13 protein-coding genes and 1 tRNA gene are annotated in these 9,888 nt (G+C 55.5%); 2 read left to right on the top strand and 12 right to left on the bottom strand.

Annotation, left to right across the window (positions count from 1 at the left end; genetic code table 11):
- Nucleotides 1-567: 567 nt before the first annotated feature.
- The 12 genes from FVW59_RS19320 to FVW59_RS19265 all read right to left on the bottom strand — a co-directional run bounded on the left by FVW59_RS19320 (nucleotide 568) and on the right by FVW59_RS19265 (nucleotide 8,682).
- Nucleotides 568-1,020 (bottom strand): hypothetical protein, encoded by a 453-nt coding sequence (locus tag FVW59_RS19320; protein ID WP_148066026.1) that lies wholly within the window; start codon nucleotides 1,018-1,020, stop codon nucleotides 568-570.
- A 584-nt stretch (nucleotides 1,021-1,604) separates the two neighbouring features.
- On the bottom strand, nucleotides 1,605-2,159 hold the full coding sequence (locus FVW59_RS19315; RefSeq protein WP_148066025.1) for a hypothetical protein: 555 nt from the start codon (nucleotides 2,157-2,159) through the stop codon (nucleotides 1,605-1,607).
- A gap of 2 nt (nucleotides 2,160-2,161) precedes the next feature.
- Complete coding sequence (locus tag FVW59_RS19660) at nucleotides 2,162-2,335, bottom strand: hypothetical protein (protein WP_187275987.1); 174 nt, start codon at nucleotides 2,333-2,335, stop codon at nucleotides 2,162-2,164.
- Between the two features lie 199 nt (nucleotides 2,336-2,534).
- A complete protein-coding gene (locus tag FVW59_RS19305; protein WP_148066023.1) occupies nucleotides 2,535-2,840 on the bottom strand; it encodes a helix-turn-helix domain-containing protein in 306 nt (101 codons plus the stop codon).
- Between the two features lie 10 nt (nucleotides 2,841-2,850).
- Entirely contained in the window at nucleotides 2,851-3,066 is a 216-nt protein-coding gene (locus tag FVW59_RS19300) for a helix-turn-helix transcriptional regulator (protein WP_148066022.1), read from the bottom strand.
- A gap of 108 nt (nucleotides 3,067-3,174) precedes the next feature.
- Entirely contained in the window at nucleotides 3,175-3,939 is a 765-nt protein-coding gene (locus FVW59_RS19295) for a DUF6387 family protein (RefSeq protein ID WP_148066021.1), read from the bottom strand.
- A gap of 100 nt (nucleotides 3,940-4,039) precedes the next feature.
- Entirely contained in the window at nucleotides 4,040-5,401 is a 1,362-nt protein-coding gene (locus FVW59_RS19290; RefSeq protein WP_148066020.1) for a GIY-YIG nuclease family protein, read from the bottom strand.
- Between the two features lie 54 nt (nucleotides 5,402-5,455).
- The gene (locus FVW59_RS19285) at nucleotides 5,456-6,682 is read right to left on the bottom strand and encodes a tyrosine-type recombinase/integrase (protein ID WP_148066019.1); all 1,227 of its coding nucleotides are present in this window, start codon (nucleotides 6,680-6,682) and stop codon (nucleotides 5,456-5,458) included.
- 183 nt (nucleotides 6,683-6,865) lie between these two features.
- Nucleotides 6,866-6,942 (bottom strand) — tRNA-Pro (locus FVW59_RS19280).
- Nucleotides 6,943-7,000: 58 nt separating this feature from the next.
- Nucleotides 7,001-7,363, bottom strand: a complete 363-nt coding sequence (locus FVW59_RS19275; RefSeq protein ID WP_148066018.1) for a MerR family transcriptional regulator — start codon at nucleotides 7,361-7,363, stop codon at nucleotides 7,001-7,003.
- On the bottom strand, nucleotides 7,341-7,646 hold the full coding sequence (gene ihfA / locus FVW59_RS19270) for an integration host factor subunit alpha (protein WP_148066017.1): 306 nt from the start codon (nucleotides 7,644-7,646) through the stop codon (nucleotides 7,341-7,343). Before ihfA ends, FVW59_RS19275 begins: the two co-directional genes overlap by 23 nt.
- Nucleotides 7,647-7,956: 310 nt before the next feature.
- On the bottom strand, nucleotides 7,957-8,682 hold the full coding sequence (locus FVW59_RS19265; RefSeq protein WP_148066016.1) for a PDZ domain-containing protein: 726 nt from the start codon (nucleotides 8,680-8,682) through the stop codon (nucleotides 7,957-7,959).
- A gap of 350 nt (nucleotides 8,683-9,032) precedes the next feature.
- On the opposite strand from FVW59_RS19265, the gene FVW59_RS19260 reads away from it, so the two are divergent.
- Entirely contained in the window at nucleotides 9,033-9,239 is a 207-nt protein-coding gene (locus FVW59_RS19260; RefSeq protein ID WP_148066015.1) for a cold-shock protein, read from the top strand.
- A 158-nt stretch (nucleotides 9,240-9,397) separates the two neighbouring features.
- Nucleotides 9,398-9,868: an FKBP-type peptidyl-prolyl cis-trans isomerase gene (locus FVW59_RS19255; protein ID WP_222711579.1), complete on the top strand. Its 471-nt coding sequence runs from the start codon at nucleotides 9,398-9,400 to the stop codon at nucleotides 9,866-9,868.
- Nucleotides 9,869-9,888 lie beyond the last annotated feature (20 nt).

Below are 9,888 nucleotides of genomic sequence, written 5' to 3'. Positions count from 1 at the left end.
CGAGACGGGCCTACGGCTTCAGAAACTTTGAGAATTACCGGTTGAGGGTACTGACCCACTGTGGGTGGGATGGCATTATCAATCGGGTACGGATGGATGCCCATCCCCCGTTTATGGGGTAGAGCCCGGGGCTGGAATCGGAGCACAAACAAAAACAGCCAGTAGACTGAATGTCTAACTGACTGTTTTCAAAGGAGAATTTGGTCGGACGGCACCGCATGAAATGGCGTCCTATCTATTTGATTTATAAATATATTCTATAGTTCAAAGGCCGCTTATACCCCCATATATACCCCCAATTATTTTTCTCACCCCCATTTGCGCAGCTTTCCAAGGCCAAAATTTTGCTGCCACGCCTTGCAGTAATCTTGGTGCTCTGAGGCGGTGGACCTTGGGGTAATCTTGGGGTTCTCCCCTGCCGTAATCGTACCGTTCATTGTCAGGCTTTAGGGGCTGCCAATACCTCGCCCGCCCTGATATTCGATTTCTACAGTTAGCGCACCAGCTAAGCACCCTCTGGCGGTAGATGGTCCATCATCTCAGCTCAGGGACGCCCCCCCCGGTGGGCTAAAGCCGCACTCCCTCGCCCAGCAGTCCCCGCGCCCGGTGGTAAAACTCGCCCTGCCATGCGTCCTCCAGTTGCCGGTATCGCCGGAACTGGCCCTCAAAGGTACGCCAGTGCATCCCCTTCCGCTTGCACCAGCCGTCTACGCCGTCCCAGTCCTCGAAAATCCGCGCACCGATCTTGCGCTTGGCCTCCAGAAGTTTGTCCAGCCTGTCACCCTTCTGGCTGGGGTAGAGGTAGCCGCAGCAGTGGCGGCATAGGAAATACTGCCCATAGGAATACAGCACCTCGCAGCGCCGGGCACATTGCCGGTTGGGGCAGTGGAAGTATTGGCGCTCACCCCCGTAGCGGCAGGGTAGGGCCTCCAGGGGCACGGTGTACTTCATCGGCTCCCAGTCACCGCCATATAGCTGTACTTTGTAATCGAGGGTCAGGGCGCTTGCGTCCTGGGCCACGGTGTAGCGAATGTGTCCGCTTGGCTCACCTCGGCAGGTCCAGTGCAGCGAACTGGAATAGCCTGGCTGTAGCAGGCAGTGTTTCCGCATAAAGCGAATATCCACCCGCCTGGCTTCGCTTGTGTCTGGCTCGCTACTCTGCGGCCCGCTGCCCCATCCACCCATCAAGATGCCCTCCGCTTTTCACTAACTCTTTTGGATAGTTGCCCCTTTTTAGGCCCGCAAACAGATACAGTCACCCGCTAGAGCGGCACTTCATCTGCCGGAGACTCCATGGCTGCCACCACCTTCCGCAGTAATCGCAGCACTTCAGACTGAGGCAAGTCCTGGTCACACAGTACTCGAATGCCCTTTCCATGGCCTTCCTCTGTCACCCCGGTGTACGGGGCACATACTCGCACTCCGCCAGCGTCACCACCGGCAACGTCATGAGGTGGCGCACCGTAGCAGTCAATGACCGTCACTTGCTGAATGCGGCTGTCAGCCCTCGCCAGTGAATACTGGCCCAAATGCGTAGTGCGACTCGCTTTCATGCTGTTTTCGTACCTCTGTAGATGGGCATCCCCATGGTAGATATTAAAAGGTCACCAGTTTCTGGTGTAAGTGGTGTCCAGGAGTCGCACCGGTTTCTGGTGCGATACATACCTGCCGCGTTCATCTCGCTCCCGCCGTGGCTCCAGTTTCTGGTGCGAGCCGTCACCAGTTTCTGGTGAGGGCGTTTTGATAGCTTCAAGACTGAAATTTCGTAACGGTGTAGCCGTAGGTGCAATTTCAAGCGCCTTGCCGGGGCACTCATCCACCGGCAACCATGTGAGGGCATACAGGTGACAGCGACCGCCAGGATTACAGAAACGCCCCGTCCTCGATCTAACCACAAGCCCCGCGCGCATAAGTGCCTCTACGGCATTGTTAATCGTGTCCTGAGATTTCCAGCCCCTGGCTTTGAGAACAGAATAGGCTGCCGTTAAATCGCCGTTGTTGCGACCGTTGTACTGGCAGGCAAACTCCATAAGCATTTTGTAGGCACTAAGAGGTTTAAGATTGCAATAATCTGGATGCTCCCAGATTTCTTTCGGTAGTCGCCCAAAAGGTTTTGCATTGGCTGAACGCCCCTTGGCCTTTTGAATGTTGCGCCCCATGGTTAGTTGTCATCCACTGAGCGCAGGACAAGCCGTATATCGCCGTGTATCGTATCGAAGGGGGTAACGTGCCGGTCCTGCCTGAAAGCACCCTCACGGGCTTCCTGCTCGCTATCGGCCATTACCTCGATAGGGGTTATCAGTTCTTCTCGAACCTCAAAGCGATAGCGTTTCATTTGCCACCACCCTTGCGCCGGGCCACTGCGCTGTACCTTTCGTAGCCGTCCAGGCGCTTCCGGTGTACCAGTTGCTCACGGCGGGATCGTACTGGCTGCACCCTGGCACTGGCATTGTCCGCACTGTCGCATTGCTGGATTACCCCACCAGCAGCCAGGAAGGCCGCTATATCGCCCTGTAGGCGCTCTCTGGGCGATTTCATACTGCGCCCTCCCACTGGCCGGGGAACAGGATGTAGCGTCCACAAGTGTGCTCATGGCCCTGTGCAGTGCGTTCGCGGTCCCATATCAGTTGAATGTTGTGGCCGTAGTCGTGGCGCAGTTCAAAGACGCGGGCACCAGGCATCATAATGTCCAACTGCTCGCGCATCTGGATAGTGGTCAATCCCTGGCTACCGACTTCCTGAAGTGCTTGGAGTATCCGTTGGCGCTGGTGGTGCGAGGCAGTAGAATTGCAGGGCGATTGCTTGGGGCTGCCTTTCGGGGTGGCCTTTTTCTTTTTCATGACTCACCCCCTACGCTGCCGATTCTTCGCGTTCAGCGATACGGCTTTCTGCCCACGCTTCTACTTCGGACTTGACCCATGCGCTGGCTCGGGGGCCGAGTTTTACCGGAGCTGGAAAGTCACCGGCAGCAATCAGGCTGTAGATCGTGCTGCGGCTGTAGGGGACGATTGCCTGCACTTGGGGCAGGCGGATAAGTGCTTTGGATGGGTCTGGACGTTGTGCCATGTTCTGCGCCTCCTGTGGCCTTTAATGAACATGGCTCCTTATTATTAGCAGATAAACTCGCGCATCAAGGAAGTGAAAAATTAGTTTCAGTTCCGGAAGAAAGTTAGCTCACATTTTTTCCAAGCTAGAGTAAAACCCGTGGGCAGCGGCTCTTCCCATTGCCGCAATGTTGCTATCAGACAATAGTTGTTTTGCAAGAGGCCGAACTACCTTCCGGACTCGCTCACCAGTATCAACATTGAACTCATCGGGATACAAGTGCTTGCCAATCAAGTGGTTGGGGATGGACTCACCACATACGAGCGCATACAAGCTTATATCAATGAATGCCAATACTCGGTGCTTATGCCAGTTGCGGAACATGGAGTCAGAAAATTCCATAAAGCTCGGAGCATCATCCATACCCTGCCTTTTTCTCTCAAGCCACGAAGAAAATTCCGCCTTTAACTGATCGTCTGTCGCCCCTAGATCAATCTCCAAAAGCGGTGTGTAAAGCGAAGCTGGGAACATGACTGACTGCCCCCCAAGAGCTGCGGCATAAAGGTCTTTAACATCAACTATCCTACTTTCAATATCAGCCGCGAGCGGTTCTCGAACACTCGAGTAGCTCTCACCTCTGTATGACCATTTGCGCGGAACCCTATTTATACTTTCCGGCCAAAGTGGGTTAGCCAGAAAACTATGTATAGCGTTTTTATACTGCTCTAGCTCAACCTCTTGAATACACTCTGGACGACAGGTGGCCTGCATAGCCCACCTTTGCACCAGCGCATTACTCCATTGCACAAGTGTCAAGCTAGAGCAGTCATCATACTTCCCAACATCAAATTCTGATTCGAGAAATTCTGCAACACTATTCGATTGATCTCGCATGGCTCCCTTTCTACCTGCCCTTGAGAAGTAGCAGCGCCAGGCCGTCAAGGGAAACGGCTTTTCGGGGGCCATCCTAGGCGCTGCAATTTTCAGTAGTCGATTAATTCTCGATCAGTGATTTTTCGATTTTCAATGTCTCGTAATATTCATCAGCACTTGGAACACTGTTTACAAGCGCCTCTATACCACTGTCAGCCAGGCGTTGTTCAATTTCCTCAATGGAGACTCTGAAATACTCTTTCCTCAGATTCACCTTGTTGACTCGCCGGTCATTCAGCACCCGGTGCAGGTCGCTTTCAAGGCTGGGGGCATCATCTGATTCAATCAACGCATGTATATCAAACGAGAAAGGGACGCTGGCATCGCCAAGCTCCTTCACTCGGTCGAGTGGGTCGAGCCGCCTCGTCATCCCAATTTTTAGGACACCCTCGCCAAAACTACCAATGTTGGAAATGACGTATACGTGCCCTTGCCTGGTGTCTTGAGCACGGCTCCTGGCTCGCTCAGATCTTTCATGGGCCTCTGCCAACTCCTGCTGCAGTCGTTCAAGTTCCTCACGATGCTTCGCCCGTTCTTCTTCGCTCTCAAGGGCCAGTCTCTGTTCAAGTTCCGCAATTGCATTGCGCTTTATTTCTTCTTCAATCTCGGCCTGCTTCTGGGCTTGCTCGGCCTCTTTCCTCGCCCTGCGTTCCTCGCGCTCCTGCTCTCGAATTTCCTTCTGCTTTTCTCGGGCCAACTGCCTTGCCCTTTGATAATCAATTTCGATCTTGAGGCGCTTATCTAGCAGTTCGGTAAACTCGCGATCTAATTCTGCTCTCGCGTCAACAGCCTTCAGCAAGGCTCCGGTAGCCCGGATACTATCGTGCAGCTTGTCGAGAGAAGCATGGCCATTATTTGCTGTGGTCTTTGCGCAAAGCATTTCCGTAGTAATCATCAAGAGAGCGCCAGCCATGTCGGACTTGGCAGATACACCTACGTACTGGCCAATGTTTACGTCAGCTTTATAACCGCGAACGTTCTTTACAGCATCCTGGGCGGCCTTCTTTAGTCGGGTGCGTATTTGCTTTCGGTCTTTCTGATATTCCTGGCTGGAGAGGAGGTCACTGTCACGAATAAGCTCGATGGACGCCGCTTGCTCACCAGCAATATCTGTCATTGTTTCCAACCGAGCCCGAACTTCCTTTAGCCTAGACTGTAAATCGCTTTCAGCATTCTTCAGGCGCTCTACCCGTGATTCAATGGCCTCGACTTTCTGAGTAGCCTCGTCAACTAACTCTGTGTGGCGAGCTTTTGCTGCAGCAACAATTTCCTCTCGAGACTTATCGGCATTCCCAGTGATTGCCTCAGCCTTCCTTGTTGCTTCCTCAAGGATGTCGGCCCTTCGTTTGTATAGGAAATACAGGCCCGCGCTGGCACCAGCAAATAGCAGGATAGAAAATAGGAAAAACTTGGGTAGCTCCATGCTAAACAACCTCCATGCGGCCCGGTTTTGGGCTGTTTTTCTTTAGTATGTCATCTATCTGAAAGTTGCGGTAATCACGTTCCCCGCCATGGCCTGGGCCTTCAGGTTATCCAGGTAGTCAGCCCAGCCCTGCATCATCTTGGCTCTGCCTTCCAGGTGCGCGGTACGGTTGTACGCCCGCCCGTTTGCATCCTTCACCGCATGGGCTAACTGGTGTTCAATCCAGTCCACCCGGTATCCCAGCACTTCATCCAGAATGGTGCGCGCGGTGGCCCTGAAGCCGTGCGGGGTCATCGTGTCATTGTCATAGCCGATGGTGCGGAGCGCCGTCCTTACCCCGTTCTCAGATAGGCACCGGCTCGCTCCTCTCGGGCTGGGGAACACAAACCGTCCCCGACCAGTCAGGGGGTGCAGTTCGCGTAGCAGGTCCAATGCCTGGGAACATAGGGGCACGATATGGGGTTGCCGCATCTTCATTTTCTCGGCGGGGATTTCCCATTGCTCGGCTTCCCAATTGATTTCCGCCCACTCCATGGCGCGAATTTCGCCGGGGCGCTGGAACAGCAGAGGGGATAACAGCAGGGCCGTTTTTACGGTGGGGGTTCCCTCAAAGCCGTCCATCGCCACCAGCAGGCGGCCCACTTCAGCGGGGTTGGTCAGGGCAGCGTGGTGTTTCTTTTGGCGCTTGGGCTTGAGTGCGCCTTTCAGATCGCCGGAGGGGTCGCGCTCCGCTCGGCCAGTGGCCACGGCATAGCGGAATATCTGCCCGGCTGTCTGTTTGGCCCGATGGGCCATATCGTAGGCACCCCGGCCTTCAATGCGCCGGAGGGTAGCCAATAGTTCAGGGGCAGTTATAGCTGCCACCGGGCGATTGCCCAGCACGGGGTACAGGTCTTTATCCAGAATGCGGCCAGTCCTCATGCGGTAGCTTTCCGACTTCTCGGGCATGGTCTGGTTGAACCACTCCCGCGCCACCGCTTCAAAGCTCTCCGCCGCCGCCAGGTGCCGGGTCAGCTTTTCCACCTTCCGCACCTCGCCGGGGTCAGTGCCCTGGGCCAGCTTGTCACGGGCTGCCAGATGCTTCTGCCGGGCAGACTTCAGCGATACCTCGGGGTACACCCCCAGCGCCAGGGTCTTTTCCTTGCCGCCATAGCGGTACTTGTAGCGCCAGTACTTGGCTCCGTTGGGTTGCACCAGCAGGTACAGCCCGCCTCCGTCCGCCAGCTTGCGCGGCTTCTCCTGGGGCTTCGCTTCCTTCACCTCGGTTGCAGTCAGTGGCATGGCCCGCCTCCAGTGCAATTTGGGGGTATCAAATCTGGGGGCATCAGTTATACCCCCAGTAATACCCCCCAAATCGGGGGTATGTTGCCGGATGGTGCTGGACAACTCTGGATCGAGTATAAACAAAAAAGCCCTGATAAACAGGGCTTTAGAGAGGTTCTAGGATGTTGCTAGAGGGGAATTTGGTCGGGACGGCAGGATTTGAACCTACGACCACCACACCCCCAGTGTGGTGCGCTACCAGACTGCGCTACGCCCCGAGAATCGCCTTTCCCGGCGAGGGCGGCATTATACTCAATACCGCCTGTGAGACAAATACTATTTGGCCGGCTTGAGGACGCGGAGCACCTCTTCCAGGTCTTCGATGGTTTCCTTGATGACGGCCTGCAGTTCTACAGGGGTGACGCTGTCGCCATCGTCCGTCATGCGCTGCCGCGCGCCGCCGATCGTGTAGCCCTGCTCGTAGAGCAGGCTGCGGATCTGGCGAATGGTCAGGACATCGTCGCGCTGGTAGTAGCGGCGGTTGCCGCGGCGCTTGACCGGCTTGAGCTGGGGAAATTCCTGCTCCCAGTAGCGCAGTACGTGGGGTTTCACGGCGCACAACTCGCTGACCTCACCGATGGTGAAATAGCGCTTGCCGGGAATGGTGGGCAATTCGTTATTGTGGGTCGGTTCCAACATATTCTTCGACTCGCGCCTTCAGTTTCTGGCCTGGACGGAAAGTGACCACCCGCCGGGCAGAGATAGGGATTTCTTCACCGGTCTTCGGATTGCGACCCGGGCGCTGGCTCTTGTCGCGCAGGTCGAAATTGCCGAAGCCGGATAGTTTCACCTGCTCGTTACCCTCCAGACAGGCGCGTATCTCCTCAAAGAAGAGCTCCACAATCTCCTTGGCTTCCCGCTTGTTGAGCCCCAGCTCTTCAAACAGGCGTTCTGCCATTTCAGATTTGGTAAGCGCGGTCATGCGTCGGGTCAGTTCCTGAGCTTGAATTGATATTTTTCCAGCGAATCAACAAGTTGAATCACTGCCAGGTTCTCAGCATCACCGCTAAGAGTGCGCGATCAATTCTGGATTGTCAAACCCCCAAGCACAGTTTTTCTTTAAGGATCAAGACCTTTGCCGCTTTAGACATCAAATAACGTGAACTGAGATCGGTAAGCTACTGCTGTGTCACAAACAATCGCCCTGGTACACCAACCTGGAACCCTTCGAACAGACATGACGAAACCCCGCGACCGTAACGGCCGCGGGGAGTTTCTGGCTGTATTATCAATCAGCGCGAGATGGTGTAGCCCAGCTGCTCGAGCACGAAGCGGCTCTCATCGAGGCTCCAGCCTTTCACAACCTGGTGCTTGTCGTTGAACTGAAAGTGGGTGACCCCCCGGTTAACGTACTGTATGCCGGTGTCTTCCTCGGTGTCGGTGAACTCGTCCACTACCACCACGGCGCTACCGTCACTGATCACCTCCAGCACGCTGCCGGAATCCACCGGCCACTCTTCGGCATCGCCCAGGGCGATGTTTTCCAGCACGGCGGCCTTGTCATTGATATGGTCGATTACGCCGCGGCGCACCTCAATCGGTATTTCCTTGCCGCCCCGACTGATCACCGCCTTCACCGGCGCACCGGGCTTACCGCGAAAGTTCATGCGATCCCGGTTTTCTTCAGTGGCCGGCACGCCCGCAACGGACACAAACACATCGCCGGCTTTCAGCACCTCGGCGGCCGGCGTGCCCGGAGTGACAATGGCGACGACCAGTTGCTCGTCATTGGTCGGGTCCATACTGAAACCAAAGCCGACATAACGGTTCTGGTGCCACACGCCATCCTCCGCCATGTGCTTTTTCACATAGGCGGCAAATTCGTCCTTGCCTGACTGGGCGGCTTCAACCCAGCCACGGGCAACGGCCTCATTCTTGTTTTCATGGTCATCAGCCAGGGCGGCATGGGTGAGGGAAAGAAAGATAAGTGCAACAAACCACTGGGCTAGCATTTTCATCGTTGTGCTCCAAATGTGGTACTGCAATGCCGGATATCGGCATGGAACATATAGCTTAGACGCAAACCTAGCTAGCGCAAGCTTGCTCCGGCTTCACGGCAGCCTGCTGCCCGGCACTGGATGCGGGCAGTGATGTAACAACGACACATAAAAAGCCATTGACGGCCAAAATCTGGACTTTATACTGGTTGAGCTTGCAAGTTTTTCTTAGATCTTATGCATTCCCGTACGAAGTCTCGCTGGCTGTACCCGCGTTGCTACCTCGCCCAGCTATTCATAAGTAATTGCAATAACTCAAGCTCAATCGCCTCCCAGAGGCACATTCAATCGTAAAAAGCAGGAAATTACTTATGGCAACTTCTACTGGCACCGTTAAGTGGTTCAACGAAACCAAAGGCTTCGGTTTTATCGAGCAGGACTCCGGCCCTGACGTATTTGCCCACTTCAGCGCTATCAGCGGTGGCGGCTTCAAGACTCTGGTTGAAGGCCAGAAAGTCGAGTTCACCGTTACCCAGGGTCAGAAAGGCCCGCAGGCTGAGAACATCGTTGTAGTCTGATTGCACCACCGCGCCCGGGTTCCCCGGGCGCATCCCCCGGGATGTTTGCGTCCCACCCTGCCGCCCAGAGCGGTTCATTGCCCCATGCGGGGCGCCATTCATTCGCCGCGCTACTTCATTCACTGAAGCGATCGGCACACCCTTATTCAGGAGCATCTATGTCTCTGCTCATTGGCGACAACGCGGTTGTCAGCATCCACTACACCCTCACTGATGCCGAAGGCAACCAACTGGACAGCTCGCAGGGTTCAGAGCCACTGGTTTACCTGCACGGCAACGGCAACCTGATTCCCGGCCTCGAGAATGCCCTGGTCGGCAAGGCGAGCGGTGATGAGCTGAATGTTGCGCTGGCTCCGGCCGACGGTTACGGCGAGCCACTGCCGCAGCTTGTCCAGGAAGTGGACCGCTCAATATTCCAGGGCGTTGAAAGCATCGAGCCAGGCATGGCCTTCCAGTCCCAGGATCCGCAGGGTAACGCACAGCGCGTTGTCGTCACCGCGGTAGAAGGGGACACCATCACTATCGACGCCAACCACCCGCTGGCCGGTGTCGAGCTTCACTTCGAAGTGCAGGTTGTGGATGTACGCCCGGGCACCGACGAAGAGATTGCACACGGCCACGCCCACTGACTACTGCGCGCGGGACCTGA

Origin of the sequence: Parahaliea aestuarii (genome assembly GCF_008064635.1) — a bacterium.
In the GTDB taxonomy this organism is placed as follows: domain Bacteria; phylum Pseudomonadota; class Gammaproteobacteria; order Pseudomonadales; family Halieaceae; genus Parahaliea; species Parahaliea aestuarii.
This window is presented reverse-complemented; position numbering and strand designations above follow the sequence as displayed.

What these genes read in the sequence shown, in the direction of transcription:
- FVW59_RS19290 (WP_148066020.1), bottom strand. Translation starts at nt 5,401, where the DNA reads ATGGAGCTACCCAAGTTTTTCCTATTTTCTATCCTGCTATTTGCTGGT.
- FVW59_RS19300 (WP_148066022.1), bottom strand. Translation starts at nt 3,066, where the DNA reads ATGGCACAACGTCCAGACCCATCCAAAGCACTTATCCGCCTGCCCCAA.
- FVW59_RS19275 (WP_148066018.1), bottom strand. Translation starts at nt 7,363, where the DNA reads ATGTTGGAACCGACCCACAATAACGAATTGCCCACCATTCCCGGCAAG.
- ihfA (WP_148066017.1), bottom strand. Translation starts at nt 7,646, where the DNA reads ATGACCGCGCTTACCAAATCTGAAATGGCAGAACGCCTGTTTGAAGAG.
- FVW59_RS19265 (WP_148066016.1), bottom strand. Translation starts at nt 8,682, where the DNA reads ATGAAAATGCTAGCCCAGTGGTTTGTTGCACTTATCTTTCTTTCCCTC.
- FVW59_RS19305 (WP_148066023.1), bottom strand. Translation starts at nt 2,840, where the DNA reads ATGAAAAAGAAAAAGGCCACCCCGAAAGGCAGCCCCAAGCAATCGCCC.
- FVW59_RS19260 (WP_148066015.1), top strand. Translation starts at nt 9,033, where the DNA reads ATGGCAACTTCTACTGGCACCGTTAAGTGGTTCAACGAAACCAAAGGC.
- FVW59_RS19285 (WP_148066019.1), bottom strand. Translation starts at nt 6,682, where the DNA reads ATGCCACTGACTGCAACCGAGGTGAAGGAAGCGAAGCCCCAGGAGAAG.
- FVW59_RS19660 (WP_187275987.1), bottom strand. Translation starts at nt 2,335, where the DNA reads ATGAAACGCTATCGCTTTGAGGTTCGAGAAGAACTGATAACCCCTATC.
- FVW59_RS19295 (WP_148066021.1), bottom strand. Translation starts at nt 3,939, where the DNA reads ATGCGAGATCAATCGAATAGTGTTGCAGAATTTCTCGAATCAGAATTT.
- FVW59_RS19255 (WP_222711579.1), top strand. Translation starts at nt 9,398, where the DNA reads ATGTCTCTGCTCATTGGCGACAACGCGGTTGTCAGCATCCACTACACC.
- FVW59_RS19315 (WP_148066025.1), bottom strand. Translation starts at nt 2,159, where the DNA reads ATGGGGCGCAACATTCAAAAGGCCAAGGGGCGTTCAGCCAATGCAAAA.